The organism is Deefgea sp. CFH1-16 (assembly GCF_016881365.1).
Lineage (GTDB): Bacteria > Pseudomonadota > Gammaproteobacteria > Burkholderiales > Chitinibacteraceae > Deefgea.
The window spans coordinates 2485133-2502500 of record NZ_WLYT01000001.1 but is presented as its reverse complement, the minus strand read 5'-3'; the positions used below and the strand labels follow the sequence as shown (position 1 = coordinate 2502500).

The window sequence follows — 17368 nt, the reverse complement described above, 5'->3', positions numbered from 1 at the left end:
AAAACCGGATCAATGATCCGGTTTTTTTATTCATTGCGAATATTATTTTTTAACTGGTGCACTGGCTTTCATTGGCATACTGGCTTTCATGGTTTTATCCATTTTAGCGGGTGCAGCAGGCGCGGCCATTTTGCCACCAACTGAAATCTCACCTTTGATTTTAGTATAAGTACCTTCTTTAATCCCCGGCACTTTCATGACGTCTTCCGTGGTTTTGAAGGGACCATTTTTAGTACGAAAATCAATAATGTCTTTGGCTTTACTCGGGCCAATCCCCGACAATGCCTCCAATTGCGCTTGGTTTGCCGTATTTAAGTCAACCGCCGCAAAAGCCATACTCATCAAGGCAAAACTGGCAAATACCGCAAGAAAAAGTTTTTTCAGCATAATCTAATCCCAATCAAGTTTGAAAAATAGCATCATTGCGTATCATTGGATACGTGTGGCAACTATAGCAGGCCATCTCAATAATTCCATATTTTGTCAGCCAGCAACAAGGAAACCGTATGAAGGGCATCACATCGCAACACACTGTTGAGCATTATGAGAACTTCCCTGTGGGTTCTTTTTTGCTGCCAAAACAATACCGCCCTGCGGTGGCGGTGGTTTATCACGTTGCCCGATATGCTGATGATCTCGCCGATGAAGGCCATGCCAGTGCCAACGAGCGCCTTGCCGCGCTTGATGAATGCAGCGCAGAACTGCAACGAATTGAACGTGGCGAGATGGCCCTCACTGCGCGATTTCAAGCGCTCGCGCCAGTCGTGCAACGCTACCAAATTCCATTACAACTATTTGAAGACTTGTTTTGTGCTTTTCGCCAAGATGTGGTTAAAAATCGCTACCAAAACTTTGGTGAAGTCATTGATTACTGCCGCCGCTCTGCCAATCCTGTTGGGCGCATTTTGCTATATATATTTGATCAAACTGATGCACGCCAATTGGCCTTGTCAGATGGCATTTGTTCGGCACTGCAACTGGTCAATTTTTGGCAAGATGTGGCGATTGATTGGCAAAAAGATCGCGTTTATTTACCGCAAGATGACTTACTTCGCTTTGCCGTGACTGAGCAAGATCTAGCCAATGGCATTGCAACTCCGGCCTTCAAACAATTGATGCACTTTCAATGTGATCGGACTCGACGCATGCTGCGCGCAGGCTCGCCGCTAGGCGTACAATTGCCAGGTCGAGTCGGCTTAGAAATTCGCACCATCGTTCTCGCCGCAGATCGGGTCTTAAGTAAAATACAAACGGCACAATACGATGTGTTTAATGCCAGGCCGACCTTAAGCCGAGGCGATTGGCCCGCCATTTTATGGCAAGCACTGAAAACAGGAATCACGAAAAAAACCGCCAAATGAAACAAAAAAATCAACGCGCCTTAATCAATTTATTGACTGCTCGCTCATGGCCCGCACGCATTTCAGCCATTGTCATTCTGAGCATTGCCGCTGTCACATGGTGGAATGAAAGCACGGTTTCGCCTGGTCAGCTCGCAAAAGGCAGTAGTATCGAAGGCCAAGTGGTTGCCGTTGCCGATGGCGATACCATCACGCTACTGGATGCCAATAAGCAGCAATACAAACTGCGCTTGGCCTATATTGATGCGCCCGAAAAGGCGATGCCTTTTGGCCAAGCCGCCAAAACCTATTTGTCTGATCTGGTATTCAAACAAAATGTCAGCGCACAAATTGATGATGTTGATCGCTATGGACGTGGCGTCGCCAGAATTAGTAAAAATCAACAAGATATTAATTTGGCACAAGTGAATGCAGGTTTTGCTTGGCACTACACGACCTACGCCAAAAAAGCTCAACCAACAGCCGACTTTGCTGACTATGCCGATGCGCAGCACGCAGCAAAATCGGCACGACTCGGTTTATGGCAAGACCCACAAGCCATGCCGCCATGGGATTGGCGTAAAGCCAAGCGCAGTGAATAAGGTATTGCCACCTAGCTCATATTGCATATGACGCTTAGAGCAATACCCGTAAAAATAACTTACAACCGCAATGAGGCAATAGCCATAATGCAAATCATGATAATCAGACAATAAATCGCAACATCAGCACCTTGCTGCATCACCGATGAGGCGCATAGCTCAGCAAGCGACAGTTCGCAGCTTGAAAACGTCCACACACAATGACAATGACCGCTCAAATTTCGCAGCATTGTGAAATAACACCTGTAACGTCGTTGCAGCTCAGTTCATCAAGGCCAAATCACTAAATATTTGGTAGAATTGCGCCAATTTATCGCATTCCTCACCGCATGGAATCAAAATGTCTGTAGCTCGTATTACTTTCGCCGCTGTTTTTTCTGTTATGACCTGCATGGCCTATGCCGGTGAAGCAGAAGATCTGCAGCAACTCTTACGTGCAAGACAATTTGCGCAAGCGGTAGAACGTGCGGATAAGTTTCTCGCCAAAACCCCGAAAGATGCGCAAGTTCGATTTTTACGCGCCATTGCATTAACCGAAATGGGCCGTAACGAAGACGCCATCAAAGCGTTTAATAAACTCTCTGAAGACTATCCGCACCTACCTGAGCCCTACAACAATCTTGCAGTGCTGTACGCCAATACCAAGCAATTTGACAAAGCCCGTACCGCATTGCAAATGGCGATTCAGACTAATCCAAGTTATGCCATTGCTCATGAAAACATGGGTGATTTATATGCCCGCCTCGCCTCGCAAGCATATGACAAAGCATTGCAAATCGAGAACAAAAATCCGCAGCTACAAACCAAACTCAAATTAGTTGGCACCCTTTTCAATCCAAATCAAGCGCCGGCAACACGAATCGCTGCGGCGCAAACGACAACCATTCCATTAGCCGCAAAAGTACTCCCCGCGGCCAACAAACCCCAAGTGAGCGCTGCGACCAATGTTGGCATAATTACGCCACAACCAACACTACCGGCCATTGTGCCGAGTAAAACTACGGCACCAAAAAACAGCGGCCACTCCGCTAGCCAGCATTAGCCCAACATTAACACCGAAAATCACCCCAACAGCAACACCGAAGAGCACCCCAACCGCAACACCGAAGAGCACCCCAACCGCAACACCGAAGAGCACCCCAACCACGACGCCAAAAGCAACCAGTACGCCTGAAGCAGATAAAGATCTACGCCAGCAACAGCAAGTCATTGCCAGCGCAGAAGAATGGGCCAATGCGTGGAGTAAGCAAAATGTCGGAGCATACGTCAACAGCTATGCCAAAGCATTCAAAGCCCCTGGTGGACGTGCCGCGTGGGAAAAAGACCGTCAAAGTAAAATTGCCGGACCTAAATCCATTGACGTCAAACTCAGCAAATTTAAAGTCAGCATGATTGACGAAAACAACGCCAAAGTCACACTACGTCAATCGTATAAATCAGATCGCTTATCCAGCAACACCACCAAAACACTCATCATGCAAAAAAGTGGCAATCGCTGGCTAATTCTTGAAGAACGGATCGGCGGCTAAAAATCAGTATGCTACGTTTATCTCCTTGGACCAAGCGTCTACTTTGCTTGGCTGCGTTACTTTGCTTAGCGCCTGCCGCCACACCGCGCTTTTTTTGAATTTAGCGACGCTTCGTTCGAGCTGAGCAGCGAGGCAAAAGGCGTGGCGCATACCGGCAGTCATGAAGAGCGAATCATCGCCGCATTGGATGCGATTCGCAGTGGCAATATGGCCGACGCTCGCGCCACCGTCGACGCGCTGATTGCCGAGCAGCCCAATTATCGTCTCGCCCAATTATTACGTGCCCGATCTTTACGCCATGCGTGTGATGCCGCTATCGACCATCGGCGGCGGCGTCGCCAGCGCACCGAGCAATGTGCTCGATGATTTACGCAAAGAAGCCTTAGTGCGAATCGCGCACCGCAACGATAAGATTTATGCGGATCGTTTACCGGCCAATATTGTGGCTTTTGCGCCGCAGCAAAAATTCGCCATCTTAATCGATGCCGCCACCTCTCGACTGTATGTGTTTGCCAATGACAATGGACAACCCAAACGAGTCAGAGATCATTACGTTACCGTCGGTTTATTGGGTGTTGATAAAAAAATAGAAGGTGACCAACGCTCACCACTGGGCGTCTACTTTGTTACCAGCCACCTACCTCGCGAGCAACTCGATAAAACCTATGGTTCACTGGCTGATCTATATGGTGTTGGGGCTTGGCCGATTTCTTATCCGAATGAACTCGATCGTAGTCAAAGCCGCACCGGACATGGCATCTGGCTACATGGCAGCCCAGCGGCCACGGTATGCACGAGCACCACAAGCCTCCAATGGCTGCGCGTCGTACTCACTAATGAAGAAATGCTCGACGTTGCCCAATATTTGCAACCGGGCAATACGCCAGTCATCTCAGTGCCAGCCATCAAATGGGTTAATGCCGAGCAATGGCAACAACAACACAATGCCGGACTGGCCCTACTTGAGCAATGGAAAAGCAGCTGGGAAGCGCTCGATACCCAGCAATACTTGAACTTTTATTCGGCTGATTTTCGCAGTGGTGAGGGACAAAATATCAGCACTTGGCGCGAACAAAAAGCGGCCGTTAATGCCGGAAAAACTTGGAGTAAAGTGCAGTTAAATGATGTATCCATTTTTGCAGCAGGCCCTCAAGCCAGCCAAATGGTGGCCACCTTTAATCAAAACTACCGCAGTAACAACTTGAATAATCAAATGAAAAAGCGCCTGTATTGGCAGCAAGATAACGCAGGCTGGAAAATCGTTTGGGAAGGCAATGCACTCAATTAGTAGCAAGTGCTCATTAAAGGTATCGCTTCAAAGCCCATACCAAAAATAGCTTACAGATATATACCCTAATAAAAAACCCGCCATTGATAGCGGGTTTTTTATTGGAAAAAGCAATATTTACAAGGTCAAACCACCAGTAACTTCAATCACCGCGCCATTGATATAGCTGGCTTCATCCGATGCTAAAAATGCGTATACGTTGGCAATTTCAGCAGGCTGCGCCAGACGGCGCATTGGCACTTTTTCTTCCATCGCTTGAATGACTTTCTCTGGCATATCATTCAAAATTGGCGTAGCAACAAATCCCGGACAAATCGCATTGGCACGAATGCCTTTTTTGCCTAGCTCTTTAGCCCATGTTTTTACAAAACCAATCACACCAAATTTAGAGGCAGCATAATTGGTTTGGCCAAAATTGCCGTAAATCCCCACCACTGAAGATGCGTTTAGAATCACGCCAGATTTTTGCTCAATCATAGTGTCAACGACCGCTTTAGTGCAGTTGTAAACACCCTTTAAATTAATATCAATCACGCGATCAAACTGGTCTTCAGTCATTTTAAATAACTGCGCATCCATAACGATGCCCGCATTATTCACCAAGACGTCAATTCGCTGATATTTATCCTTCGCGGCGGCCACCATCGCAGCAATGGTGTCAGTCTTCGTGACATCAACCACATAACCCACCGCATCAGCGCCACCGGCAGTTAATGCGGCTACCACAGCAGCAACACCCGCTGGGTTGACATCACATACCACGACTTTTGCACCTTCGGCGGCGAATTTAATCGCCGTGGCTTCGCCGATACCGCTCGCAGAGCCCGTAATGATCGCTACTTTATCTTTCAATCTCATAACATACCCCTACACGCTGTAAGATACCCATACGGGTTACTTATGCAGCATAGAACATATGCTGCATTGCAACAACAGGATTTACGTCAATTGATTGTAAATAACTACCGATCACACGCATTCGCGTCAGAGATCACTCTCTTGGATCAGGGAACGACAATCGACCACTCGCAAATCATTGTCGCGGGCGAAAGTCATAATAAATTCAAAAAACGCGCGGATCGATTTTTTCTAATTGCTTGTCAACAGCCACGCAGCGCACATTGTTATGCACCATCGGCCGAACAAATGGCGCGTAAGACAACTTTTGGTCGACACCAAAAGTAGACAGGATACCTGAGAGGCGCTCAGCCCAATCGCTAGGGCGAAATTCGCGCCCGTTACTGGTAATGCCTTGAATAATGATTTCGTAGGGATTGCAGATCATGTGGGCGAATGCTTTATTTAATTCGAGAACTGACATCAGTATAACACTCCACTTAGACTCCAGCTCATGAAAATGTAGCGCCATGCTGAATAAGTACACAGCCAACAGATCCCGCAAATGACTTGCCTTTATGGGGAAAAACATTGAATAATGTTCGTTTTTTCAGCCATTTGGTCACATGCTAAGTGCTAATCGACCAGGACAAAATCTGATGCGCCACTACCTCAAGTTCAGCGACTTTACTCTAGAAGAATATCAATACCTCTTTGAACGCACAGCCAAATTAAAAGCTCGCCTCAAATCAGGTGCGCTTTACCAGCCACTACCTGGCAAAGTCTTGGGAATGATTTTTGAGAAATCATCAACTCGAACCCGCGTTTCTTTTGAAGCAGGTATGTATCAACTGGGCGGCCATGCGATGTTCTTGCAATCTAAAGACACGCAACTCGGGCGCGGCGAACCCATCGAAGATGTCGCTAAAGTCATGAGCCGAATGGTGGATATCGTCATGGTCAGAACTTTCGAGCAAAGCATCATTGATCGCTTTGCCGAAAATTCATTAGTGCCCGTCATCAATGGCTTAACCAATGAATACCATCCTTGCCAAATCATGGCGGACATCTTCACTTATATCGAACATCATGGCTCGATTGCAGGGAAAACAGTTTGCTGGATTGGTGACAGTAATAATATCAGCCGCACTTGGCTACAAGCGGCAAAATATTTAACTTCAAACTCAATTTAGCCTGTCCACGCGGCTATGAAATGACAGTCCTTGATGGTGAAAGCTACAGCACCGACAACTTCGAAACCTTTAATGATCCTTATTTAGCCGCCATTGGTGCCGACATTGTGACCACCGATGTGTGTACGTCGATGGGCTATGAACGAGAAACCCTGCAGCGTAAAAAAGATTTTATTAATTACAAGGTTTCCGAAAGCTTAATGCAGCAAGCCAAGCCCAACGCGCTATTTATGCATTGCTTACCAGCGCATCGCGGTGAAGAAGTCGACCCCGAGGTGATTGACGGTCCGCAATCGGTAGTATGGCAAGAAGCAGAAAATCGCATGCATACCCAAAAAGCCGTGATTGAATTCTTACTACTTGGCCGTGTGAACGACTAAATGTTAGGCATCACCGATCTTTGGACGTATGTATTGGGAACGGTACTGATTATTTTAGTACCGGGCCCTAATTCCTTATTTGCGCTCACCCATGGCCAGCACCCGTGGTCGCAAAGCGGGCTTTGCGGCGGCAGCCGGCATTGTGGTTGGCGATTTAATTTTAATGCTGGCGGCCAGTTTAGGGGTTGCTTCTTTAATGAAGGCCAATCCGATTGCCTTTGATATTGTGCGTTATTTAGGCGCTGCTTATCTGACGTATATCGGTATACGCGCCTTATTTGCTAAGCCCCAGAAAGATACCCCTGAGGCTAGCAGCCCTCAGCATTCGGCAAAAAAAGCCTTTCGCTCTGCGCTTGGTATTTCACTAGTGAATGTAAAAGCCATTTTGTTTTTTATGGCGTTTTTTCCGCAGTTTGTGAATCCGAGTTACCCACATGTTTGGCATACTTTTGCCGCACTCGGCCTCATCGTGCAATTGGTTAGCATCAGCTATTTGACCACTTTAATCTTGGTCGGTAGCAGCCTAGCACGCCGACTTTCAGCTAAAATCTGGCTGAAAACCTTGTTAAATAAATTAGTAGGCACTTTGTTTGTCAGCTTTGGCTTGCGCCTCGCACTGAACTGATTGAGCAATTATCTTTCTTGAACTAAAGACTAAGGCAATATGTATGTCCGATATTAATAAAGTAGTTCTCGCTTATTCCGGCGGCCTTGATACTTCTGTGATTTTGAAATGGCTGCAAGACACTTATCAATGTGAAGTTGTCACCTTTACTGCCGATCTCGGCCAAGGTGAAGAGCTAGAACCTGCCCGCCAAAAAGCGCTGCAATTTGGAATTAAGCCAGAAAATATTTTTATCGATGACTTACGCGAAGAATTTGTTCGGGACTTTTGTTTTCCCAATGTTTCGCGCCAACACCGTGTACGAAGGTGAATACCTACTTGGCACGTCGATTGCCCGTCCATTGATTGCCAAACGTCAAATCGAAATCGCCAATCAAACCAATGCCGATGCGGTATCGCATGGCGCAACAGGCAAAGGCAACGATCAAGTTCGTTTCGAATTGGGTTATTACGGCCTGAAACCCGACGTTAAAGTGATTGCACCTTGGCGTGAATGGGATTTGTTGTCACGCGAAAAAACTGCTGGCCTACGCAGAAAAAAACAATATCCCAGTGGATATGAAACACAAAAACGGCGGTGCCCCCTACTCGATGGACGCCAACTTGCTGCACATCAGCTTTGAAGGCCGTCACCTCGAAAATCCATCGGCTGAAGCCGAAGAAACCATGTGGCGCTGGAGTGTTAGCCCAGAAGCTGCGCCAGATGCGGCTGAATACCTTGATATTGAATTTGAAAAAGGCGATATCGTGGCACTCAATGGCGTGCGTATGTCGCCAGCGACGGTGTTAACCAAACTGAATGAACTCGGCGGCAAGCATGGCATTGGTCGCTTGGACTTGGTTGAAAACCGCTACGTCGGCATGAAATCACGTGGTTGCTACGAAACACCTGGCGGCACCATCATTCTGAAAGCGCATCGCGCAATCGAATCAATCACGCTTGACCGCGAAGTGGCCCATTTGAAAGACGATCTCATGCCACGTTACGCCAGCATGATTTACAACGGCTTCTGGTGGGCTCCTGAGCGCAAAGTCTTGCAAACATTGATCGATGCCACGCAAGAAAAACGTCAATGGCTGGGTGCGCGTGAAGTTGTATAAAGGCAATGTGATTGTGGTGAGTCGCGACTCAAAAACCAATTCGCTATTTGATATGAATATCGCCACTTTTGATGATGACGGCGGCGCTTACAATCAAGTCGATGCCGGTGGCTTTATTAAATTGAACGCCTTGCGGATGCGAATTGCCGGCCGTTTAAATCAAAAATAATGGTCGTCGACTACGCCGATCTTTCTTCAAACGGAGTACGGCGTAGACGCAATAAGTAGCACAACAAGGCAACACAATTACTTATCGACTTAACGGCTCGGAAAATTCTGAGCCGTTTGCATTCCCTAAATCGAGATGACACATGCTAGACGCCTTATTAGCAATGGATGAAGAGCAATTCACTACTTTATCGGTGACCATTTTATGCAGTGCTTTGATCATCTATATGGGCTTTATCATTTACAATCTGGCCAAAGAATCCAAAGCAGGTAAATACGGCACCATTGTGCTGTTTTTTGTGCTTGGTTTTGGCATGCTCGGTTTTATTGCCAAAGAAATTCTATCTAAAGTATTACTCAAATAAACCGCTTACCAAGGAAGTTACTATGAGCCAATTTGATCAAGTTTCTGTATTAAAGCAAGGCAATGTCTATTTTGATGGCAAATGCGTGAGCCATACTATTTTGTTTGCCGATGGCAGCAAAAAAACCATCGGTGTTATTCAGCCCTCTGCACTCACTTTTAATACTGCTGCCGCTGAAATCATGGAAGTTATTGCTGGGGTATGCTCAGTAAAGCAAGCCAATGAAAGCACTACAACTACATACTCTGCGGGCCATCATTTAGCGTTCCTGCTAACTCAAGCTTTGATATTGAAACCATCGAAACATTGCATTACGTTTGTCATTTTGCCTAATTGATTGCAAGCCTCAAGTGAATCAACACTTGATTCACTTGAACTTCAAACCTATTTTATATTTTATTTATTCATCATCCTGCGAGTTTCATTATGCCTTCTTTCGACATTACCTCTGCCACCGATATGGTCGCGCTAAAAAATGCGATTGACGTGGCGGCAAAAACCATTATTAATCGTTACGACTTTAAAGGCACCAGCGCCAAAGTTGAACTGAACGAGAAAGATAAACTCATCACACTACACGGTGATTCAGATTTCCAACTCGATCAAATTAAAGATATTGTTTTCCCAGCCCTAGAGAAAAAAGAAGCCGATAGCAGCAAACGCCTAGAACAAGGCGACGTGCAAAAAGTATCAGGCAATAAAGTCAAACAAACACTCACCATCAAAGATGGCATTGACCAAGAATTAGCCAAGAAAATTATTCGCATCATTAAGGATTCAAAACTGAAAGTGCAAGCGGCGATTCAAGGCGACGAAGTCCGTATTACCGGTAAAGATCGCGATGCGCTGCAAGGTGTTATTGCTTTGATGCGCCAATCGATCAGCGACTTTCCTTTGCAATACCAAAATTTCCGTGACTAATTTGCCAAGTAAGTTGTGGTAAAAACGGTGGCTTGTCGAGAAAACCCAATCAAAACAAGCCACATTTGACCCTTATCAACATCAATGGCAAGGCAATAAGATTAGATAGTGTTCATCACTAGGAGAACACTATGGAAAATACCCCGCTTGCCAATATCCTAACCTCAACTATTGGTATATTGAGCCTGTTTACCATCGGCTTTATCATTGCCATGGCGATTTACCTCTATATTTATGTGCAACGCCATATCAATGCTGAAATTGCCGAACAAAATTCCAAACAAGATCAAGTCTAAATGACTCGATTTTTGTCACACAAATAAATAATGCCGAGCTCAATGAGAACTCGGCATTATTTTATTCAAAAAAAAACCATGAAAAATCAGCGGGCGTAGAGCGAAAAAACTTCGCGATGCTCACCCAAACGATGCCCCGTCCAAACCAAATCTTTAACATTCTGTTTGGCGTCATTTTGCTGCAAAGTAAATGAACAAAGATTACCTGCTCTCGCATCAAACTGAAGATCAGTAAAATAGACCATCGCGGAAATCGGATCTTTTGATAGCTGAGAAACATCAATACAAGCCTGTGGATAAGACTTCATGGCTTTAACCAAACCTGCAGCAACTGGACGATATGACTTACCAGCATCGATCCACGTCTGAAACAAGCCAACCATCAAACCAATTACCAGCGTCAAGCCACAAGTCCAATTGACTAGGGCACGACGACCCATCGGCCGTTTGCGAAACAACATGCGCCCCCACAACAAAGTGACGACAATCGCAAATACCAAACCCAAGCCCATCGCAGGCATTGGCGCCGAGCTGTATTTTTGCAAATAGTCACCCAAGCTCACTGGAAATCCAGTCGCCAAAGCCAGCCAAGCCAGCCACACAATGAGTGCAGCGAGCCCCAGTGTGAGCAAACTAAACCAATTTAATGCTGCAGCAGCACCTCGCCTTAGTTCATCAACACCAGCACTTGCAATCAAGGCTAAGGTCACCAAGAGCGGCAAGATCAATGGTTCACTGGTCTTACCCGATAAAACAATAAATGCCAGCTGGGCAATCAACATGGTCAATAACAATTGCCAGCGCGGCTGCAGCATTTCATGTCGAAAAATAAATAAATCGACCATGCCGCCAGTGGCAATGCAGGCCAAGCAAACCACACTAACACTGCCGGCAAAAAGCCAAACTCATGCCCAATTGCAAATGAGCGAGCGCCACCAAAAACACCCCACGCATAATAACGCCACCACGTTTGAAATAATTCGCCAGAGACATTTTGCAGCGAATACCCCCACAACGCAGCAAAAGGCAGCGCAATAATCAGCGCGGTAATCAGCGTTACCAGATAACTCATTTTTCGCCACTGCGAAAACAGCAATAAAAGAGATGAGATGCAAACAAACTGCCAATAATGCATCAGCCCAACTAGCGCCCGTCAACAACACTAAAAATACCAACGCCAAGATCACGCCAGCTCGCAATGGACGCTTCATCGCCAAGGTTAAGGCATAGGCCAGCCATGCAAATGCAGCCAATACCACTACCGCAGGTGACACATGATGCCCCCACAAAGGTAAGCCCAAGCAACCCAATAAAATAATAACGGCCATACGGCCAAAACGTCGACCAAACAAGTCACGAGCAGCTAAGCCCGTTCCCCACATACCCAGCCCCATCCATAAGCCAGTACTTAATCGAGCTGCATCGTGGGCTGCAATACCAAACCAGGACAAAGCATTGGCCAATAGTGTGGCCACCCAATAATAAAGTGGTGCTTGGCTAAATTGTGGAATCTCAGCAATCGACGCAATGGTCCAATTTGAATGGCGCATAAAATAGGCCACAATCGCCATGCTGGTATTTTCATCCGGCTTCCAAGGGTCGTGCCCAACGAGACCGGGATAAGCCAGAACAAACAAAGTAACAGCAAAAGCCAAGGTTTATCTTGAGTTTGTCCTGCTTGGGGTGCCGATTTTAGATTCGCTTGATAGGTCAGCATGTCATATTCAATCAATTTATTCGAAATAATTTTGGCATAAACCAATAAAAAAAGGCAGCTGAAAAGCTGCCTTTTTTTATTTCTAAATCTAAATTAGCGCGTAAAACGAGCAAATTTAGAATTGAATTTCTCAATACGGCCTGCCGTATCAACGATTTTTTGCTTGCCAGTGTAAAATGGATGGCATTCAGCACAAACCTCAACGTGCAAGTCTTTGCATAAAGTAGACTCAGTTTTAAATGCATTGCCGCAAGAGCAAGTCACGTTGATTTCTTCGTAATTAGGGTGGATACCAGCTTTCATGATTTTTTCCTTAGGTTATCGGGCGCCGGGGTTTTGCCGACGCTGCAAAGCATGGGATTATCGCAAAACAATCCCTAATCTGCAAGAATTAACGACGCGCATCGAGTCAAAAAAATCTAAATTCGTTTTTGTTGACTTGAGTTTATCCATCAAAAATTCCATCGCTTCCAAATCATCCATAGGATAGAGTAATTTACGTAACACCCAAATACGCTGCAGTTGCTCAGGCTTAATCAGTAGCTCTTCACGGCGGGTGCTTGATTTATTAATATTAATCGACGGGAAAATTCGCTTCTCTGCCATTCGGCGATCAAGTTGAATTTCGTTATTGCCCGTACCTTTAAATTCTTCGTAAATCACGTCGTCCATACGACTACCAGTATCAACCAAGGCTGTCGCGATAATGGTTAAACTGCCACCTTCTTCAATATTTCGAGCGGCACCAAAGAATCGTTTTGGTCGCTGCAATGCATTGGCATCAACCCCGCCAGTCAACACCTTGCCCGACGACGGAACGACGGTATTATAAGCACGCGCTAACCGAGTAATTGAATCGAGCAAAATCACAACGTCTTTTTTGTGCTCTACCAAACGTTTCGCTTTTTCAATCACCATCTCAGCAACTTGCACGTGGCGTGTCGCTGGCTCATCAAACGTAGACGAAACCACTTCGCCTTTCACTGAGCGCAACATCTCAGTCACTTCTTCGGGACGCTCGTCAATCAGCAATACAATCATCACCACTTCAGGGTGATTTGCGGTAATTGCATGTGCAATATGCTGCAGCATAACCGTTTTACCGGTTTTAGGCGGTGCAACGAGTAAGGCGCGCTGCCCTTTACCAATCGGAGCCATCAAATCGATAACTCGACCGGTGATATTCTCTTCCGCTTTAATATCGCGCTCTAACTTCAAACGTTCAGTCGGAAATAAAGGGGTCAGATTTTCAAACAGAATTTTATGCTTAGAGGCTTCTGGTGCATCGCTATTGACGCGATCAACCTTAACCAAAGCAAAGTAACGTTCGCCGTCTTTAGGAATTCGAATTTCGCCTTCAATCGAATCGCCCGTATGCAAGTTAAAGCGACGAATTTGACTCGGGCTGACATAAATATCATCAGGCCCTGCCAAGTAAGATGTATCTGGACTGCGCAAGAAGCCAAAACCATCAGGCAGCACTTCGAGTGTACCTTCACCGAAGATACTCTCCCCTTTTTTTGCACGATTTTTAAGTAAAGCAAAAATCAAATCTTGCTTACGCATGCGGTTGGCACCGTCAATTTCAAAACTAATCGCCATTTCGACTAATTCAGTGACGTGCAGATGTTTTAGGTCAGACAAATGCATAAATAATTACGCTTAAAATAATATAAAAGGGGAGGTAATACGGAAGTTCTAGAAGGGGTAAACAGTGATGCGATCAGATTTAACACATCACTGCTACTTTTTTGAAGCGTATATGTATTTAACTGCAGTGTCAAATATTACTATCAATAAATGCAGTCAACTGCGATTTAGACAAAGCGCCGACCTTGGTGGCTTTAACTTCTCCACCAACAAACAGCATCAGCGTTGGAATACCGCGAATACCAAACTTAGGTGGTGTTGCTTGATTTTCATCGATATTTAATTTTGCCACTTTCAACTTCCCAGCATATTCAAGCGCGATGTCATCCAAAATTGGCGCAATCATTTTGCAAGGACCACACCATTCTGCCCAGTAATCAACCAACACAGGCTCTTGAGCTTGCAGCACTTCAAAATCAAAACTTGCATCAGTAACGTGTAAGATATTTTCACTCATTAGGATTCTCCAATTTCATAAAAGCATTTAAGCTAAGTAAAATAGTAACAAATAACAGCAATTCATTCTTGAGTTAATGCGGTCGAAAGTCATTATTTCAAGCCTTTTTCATCAAAAAGCAGCAGCAACCGCCTCATCCAAGCGCTCAACAGAAATCACTGTCATGCCGTCGATGGGCTGCCGAGGTCGATTGGCTTTAGGCACAATCGCATGGGTAAACCCCAATTTAGCAGCCTCTTTAAGTCGCTCCTGACCGCGCTGCACAGGACGCACTTCACCAGCCAAGCCAACCTCACCAAAAACGACCATCTTTGCTGGCAAAGGCCGATTTTTCAATGACGATACAATGGCGAGCAACATGGCTAAATCGGCAGCAGGCTCTGAAATCCGCACCCCACCAACGGCATTAATAAACACGTCTTGATCAAAGGCGACAATGCCTGCGTGGCGATGCAATACCGCCAGCAATAAAGCCAATCGATTCTGCTCTACGCCAACCGCTAAGCGCTTTACCTGTGGTGAATGCGCATCATCCACCAAAGCCTGCACCTCCACCAACATCGGCCGAGTTCCTTCTTGCGTCACCATGACACACGATCCGGCGACTGGTTCGGCGTGCTGACTTAAAAACATAGCTGATGGGTTAGAGACTTCGCGCAAACCTTTATCGGTCATCGCAAAAACGCCTAATTCATTAACTGCGCCAAATCGATTTTTAATCGCCCGAATCAAACGAAAGCTCGAATGCGTATCACCCTCAAAATACAGTACTGCATCGACAATATGCTCAAGCACGCGTGGGCCAGCAATGGCACCATCTTTAGTTACATGACCAACCAAGAGCACTGACGTCCCATGCCGCTTGGCAAAACGAGTCAACTGCGATGAACATTCTCGAACTTGCGCCACACTACCTGGCGCACTCGTCAATGCTTCAGTGAACATGGTTTGAATCGAATCTATCACTACAACTTTAGGGATTTCGGCAGTCAGCGCTAATAATATTTTTTCCAAACTGATCTCAGGATAAAGCCGCACCTTGGCCGTTGGCACCCCCAATCGACGTGCCCTCAATGCAATTTGCTGTGCTGATTCTTCACCACTCACGTACAAAACCGCCTGAGTTTCAGAAAGCTTGGCCAAAGCCTGCAATAACAGCGTTGATTTGCCAATTCCCGGATCGCCACCAATCAACACCACGCCGCCGGGCACCAAACCGCCACCCAAAACACGATCGAGCTCTTCCATTTGCGTTGGAATTCGCGGCACTTCTTCGGCATTCACTTCCGAAAGATTTTTAATCGCGCCATCGGCAGCTAAAGATTGAAAACGCCCTGTGGCTGCTTTATTTTCAACCACACTTTCTTCCAGCGTATTCCAGTCGCCACATTGCGGGCATTGCCCCTGCCACTTTGGGGACGTACCGCCACAAACTCGGCATACAAAGGTTGTTTTTACTTTACTCATAAGATCCAAACTAAAACGGCCCGCACTGCGAGCCGTTCAACAATTCACAAAAAAGAAACTATTAAATATATTTGAACAAACTTAAGTCTTGCACTTGCGCAAAACTTTTACGCGTGGCATCAAGCACCATTTGATTTTCGGCAAAATCACTAATGGCCGCAGCATAATCAAGCCCTTCGAGCGCAGTGAGCGTCGTAGTGTATTGCAATTTCATATCTTCAGTGGTGTCTTTTACCGAATCAGTTTCATTCATTCTTGCGCCAAGATAGGCCTGACGGGTGACCACACTGCCTAATGAATTTGATAAATCAGAGAGCGCGGTATTGAGTTTATTATGAAATGCGGCCGAGCCAACAGAATCTGATTGATAGGTATTTAAAGCGCTCGACAGTGCACCTAATGTAGAAAAACAAATCCACATTGGTACTGGTTTGAACGTTAAAGCGATCATTAGTGGGTGGCGTCGCAGCAGCATCAGCAGCAGGTACACCTTTGACATTGGTTTTAACACCATAATCCCAAGCGATGACAGCAGGAATGGCAACTGGATCGGTGGCTAATTGTTTGAATTCAATATCCGCACCTTCAATATACGTTCGCGGAAAGGCCGTACCCGCAGCACGCGGTACAGTAGCGCCATCAATCAAAGACACGCCGGTGGTGTTATTGACCAAATCATATGTGGTTATATTTTTAGTGGCATTAGCAGGATCAGGTAAGACTTGAAACTGAATACTAAAATCACGCGGCGCGGGGGCCGACGCCCATTTATTCGGGTCTGTCACCTCACCGGGGCCCACAACCCCTGAACCAGTATTATTCGGGGGGTCATACGCGGTGACAAAGGTGCCATTCCCATTTTTAATTTTCTGAAAAATATCGCTACCGGCTTCAGAAATCGGCAATTGTCGACCATCCGAAATTTGCACCAAGCGCTTGCCATCGTCCCCTTGGTAAGTGACTTGACCAAAAGCAGCTTCAGTAAAAGGTTTAACGTCGCCCTTAAAGCCCGAAAAAAGATAATTTCCCTGGCCATCCGTGGTATTGGCCAAGCCCAATAATTCTTGATATCGACCTTGCAACTCGGCATCCAGCATTTTCTTTTCACTGGCCGTTAATGTCGGGTTACCAGCTCGCACTGCAAGCTCTTGAACGTTTTGTATCGTTAACGTCACTTGCTTCAAAGTCGACTCACTCAAACGCATAAATGAATCTGCGGTCGCGCTATTGGCCCCATATTGACCATTAATAGACTGGGCTTGCGCCAAATCCAAAATACGTGCTGAAGCAATCGGATCATCCGCAGGGGTTAAGACCCGCCGATTAGCGGACAGCTGCGCCTGTAATTTAGCCTGAGTACTTTGATGCATTTGCAATGCATTGCTGCCAAGGCTAAAAATGGTCGTTGTTGCGATGCGCATAGTATGAACTC

General features: G+C 46.1%; 22 protein-coding genes and 3 pseudogenes. 14 read left to right on the top strand and 11 right to left on the bottom strand.

Translation table 11 applies throughout. The features are described 5' to 3' along the window. Nucleotides 1–42: 42 nt before the first annotated feature. Nucleotides 43–387 carry a helix-hairpin-helix domain-containing protein gene (locus GKO28_RS13660; protein ID WP_182076629.1) on the bottom strand — a complete coding sequence of 115 codons (345 nt, stop codon included), beginning with the start codon at nt 385–387 and terminating at the stop codon, nt 43–45. Between the two features lie 119 nt (nt 388–506). Here GKO28_RS13660 and hpnC point away from each other — a divergent pair, with 119 nt between their 5' ends. The 6 genes from hpnC (at nt 507) to GKO28_RS13630 (ending at nt 4759) form a co-directional block, all read left to right on the top strand. Beyond that, entirely contained in the window at nt 507–1361 is an 855-nt protein-coding gene (hpnC, locus tag GKO28_RS13655) for a squalene synthase HpnC (RefSeq protein ID WP_182076628.1), read from the top strand. Beyond that, nucleotides 1358–1942 carry a thermonuclease family protein gene (locus tag GKO28_RS13650; RefSeq protein WP_182076627.1) on the top strand — a complete coding sequence of 195 codons (585 nt, stop codon included), beginning with the start codon at nt 1358–1360 and terminating at the stop codon, nt 1940–1942. The genes hpnC and GKO28_RS13650 overlap by 4 nt, the downstream gene beginning before the upstream one ends. 340 nt (nt 1943–2282) lie before the next feature. Continuing rightward, entirely contained in the window at nt 2283–2984 is a 702-nt protein-coding gene (locus GKO28_RS13645) for a tetratricopeptide repeat protein (protein WP_182076626.1), read from the top strand. Then, nucleotides 2926–3471 carry a hypothetical protein gene (locus GKO28_RS13640; protein WP_182076625.1) on the top strand — a complete coding sequence of 182 codons (546 nt, stop codon included), beginning with the start codon at nt 2926–2928 and terminating at the stop codon, nt 3469–3471. The genes GKO28_RS13645 and GKO28_RS13640 overlap by 59 nt, the downstream gene beginning before the upstream one ends. 141 nt (nt 3472–3612) lie before the next feature. After that, a complete protein-coding gene (locus GKO28_RS13635; protein ID WP_182076624.1) occupies nt 3613–3837 on the top strand; it encodes a hypothetical protein in 225 nt (74 codons plus the stop codon). After that, entirely contained in the window at nt 3770–4759 is a 990-nt protein-coding gene (locus GKO28_RS13630; protein WP_203564167.1) for a murein L,D-transpeptidase family protein, read from the top strand. Before GKO28_RS13635 ends, GKO28_RS13630 begins: the two co-directional genes overlap by 68 nt. 117 nt (nt 4760–4876) lie before the next feature. Here the strand turns inward: GKO28_RS13630 and fabG are convergent, their stop codons facing one another. Both fabG and GKO28_RS13620 read right to left on the bottom strand, forming a co-directional pair. Beyond that, complete coding sequence (gene fabG, locus GKO28_RS13625) at nt 4877–5617, bottom strand: 3-oxoacyl-ACP reductase FabG (protein ID WP_182076622.1); 741 nt, start codon at nt 5615–5617, stop codon at nt 4877–4879. Between the two features lie 132 nt (nt 5618–5749). Next, nucleotides 5750–6044: pseudogene (locus tag GKO28_RS13620) on the bottom strand (DUF3579 domain-containing protein); the annotation flags it as partial. A 211-nt stretch (nt 6045–6255) separates the two neighbouring features. Here GKO28_RS13620 and GKO28_RS20220 point away from each other — a divergent pair. The 8 genes and pseudogenes from GKO28_RS20220 (at nt 6256) to GKO28_RS13585 (ending at nt 10645) form a co-directional block, all read left to right on the top strand. Continuing rightward, a complete protein-coding gene (locus tag GKO28_RS20220; protein WP_247646551.1) occupies nt 6256–6789 on the top strand; it encodes a hypothetical protein in 534 nt (177 codons plus the stop codon). A 20-nt stretch (nt 6790–6809) separates the two neighbouring features. Next, nucleotides 6810–7169 (top strand): hypothetical protein, encoded by a 360-nt coding sequence (locus tag GKO28_RS20215; RefSeq protein WP_247646550.1) that lies wholly within the window; start codon nt 6810–6812, stop codon nt 7167–7169. Between the two features lie 91 nt (nt 7170–7260). Then, on the top strand, nt 7261–7794 hold the full coding sequence (leuE, locus tag GKO28_RS13610) for a leucine efflux protein LeuE (protein ID WP_203564166.1): 534 nt from the start codon (nt 7261–7263) through the stop codon (nt 7792–7794). 43 nt (nt 7795–7837) lie between these two features. Continuing rightward, a pseudogene (locus GKO28_RS22355) lies at nt 7838–9064 on the top strand (argininosuccinate synthase). Between the two features lie 163 nt (nt 9065–9227). Beyond that, complete coding sequence (locus GKO28_RS13600) at nt 9228–9428, top strand: DUF2788 domain-containing protein (protein ID WP_173534676.1); 201 nt, start codon at nt 9228–9230, stop codon at nt 9426–9428. A gap of 22 nt (nt 9429–9450) precedes the next feature. After that, nucleotides 9451–9761 (top strand): annotated as a pseudogene (locus GKO28_RS22350) (pyrimidine/purine nucleoside phosphorylase). 93 nt (nt 9762–9854) lie between these two features. After that, nucleotides 9855–10349: a YajQ family cyclic di-GMP-binding protein gene (locus GKO28_RS13590; RefSeq protein ID WP_173533501.1), complete on the top strand. Its 495-nt coding sequence runs from the start codon at nt 9855–9857 to the stop codon at nt 10347–10349. Between the two features lie 131 nt (nt 10350–10480). Next, on the top strand, nt 10481–10645 hold the full coding sequence (locus GKO28_RS13585; RefSeq protein WP_173533500.1) for a DUF3149 domain-containing protein: 165 nt from the start codon (nt 10481–10483) through the stop codon (nt 10643–10645). An 86-nt stretch (nt 10646–10731) separates the two neighbouring features. Here GKO28_RS13585 and GKO28_RS13580 read toward each other — a convergent pair whose 3' ends face one another. The 8 genes from GKO28_RS13580 to flgL form a co-directional block, all read right to left on the bottom strand. After that, the gene (locus GKO28_RS13580) at nt 10732–11514 is read right to left on the bottom strand and encodes a hypothetical protein (RefSeq protein ID WP_203564165.1); all 783 of its coding nucleotides are present in this window, start codon (nt 11512–11514) and stop codon (nt 10732–10734) included. 36 nt (nt 11515–11550) lie between these two features. After that, nucleotides 11551–12300: a glycosyltransferase family 39 protein gene (locus tag GKO28_RS13575; RefSeq protein WP_182076620.1), complete on the bottom strand. Its 750-nt coding sequence runs from the start codon at nt 12298–12300 to the stop codon at nt 11551–11553. Nucleotides 12301–12455: 155 nt separating this feature from the next. Continuing rightward, the gene (gene rpmE / locus GKO28_RS13570) at nt 12456–12665 is read right to left on the bottom strand and encodes a 50S ribosomal protein L31 (RefSeq protein ID WP_173533498.1); all 210 of its coding nucleotides are present in this window, start codon (nt 12663–12665) and stop codon (nt 12456–12458) included. Between the two features lie 57 nt (nt 12666–12722). After that, nucleotides 12723–14012 carry a transcription termination factor Rho gene (rho, locus tag GKO28_RS13565; RefSeq protein WP_182076619.1) on the bottom strand — a complete coding sequence of 430 codons (1290 nt, stop codon included), beginning with the start codon at nt 14010–14012 and terminating at the stop codon, nt 12723–12725. 130 nt (nt 14013–14142) lie between these two features. Continuing rightward, complete coding sequence (trxA, locus tag GKO28_RS13560; RefSeq protein WP_182076618.1) at nt 14143–14469, bottom strand: thioredoxin TrxA; 327 nt, start codon at nt 14467–14469, stop codon at nt 14143–14145. 111 nt (nt 14470–14580) lie between these two features. After that, complete coding sequence (gene radA / locus GKO28_RS13555) at nt 14581–15936, bottom strand: DNA repair protein RadA (protein ID WP_182076617.1); 1356 nt, start codon at nt 15934–15936, stop codon at nt 14581–14583. Between the two features lie 61 nt (nt 15937–15997). Further along, on the bottom strand, nt 15998–16189 hold the full coding sequence (locus GKO28_RS22955) for a hypothetical protein (RefSeq protein WP_247646546.1): 192 nt from the start codon (nt 16187–16189) through the stop codon (nt 15998–16000). A 79-nt stretch (nt 16190–16268) separates the two neighbouring features. Beyond that, entirely contained in the window at nt 16269–17357 is a 1089-nt protein-coding gene (flgL, locus tag GKO28_RS13545; protein ID WP_182076615.1) for a flagellar hook-associated protein FlgL, read from the bottom strand. Nucleotides 17358–17368: the final 11 nt, after the last annotated feature.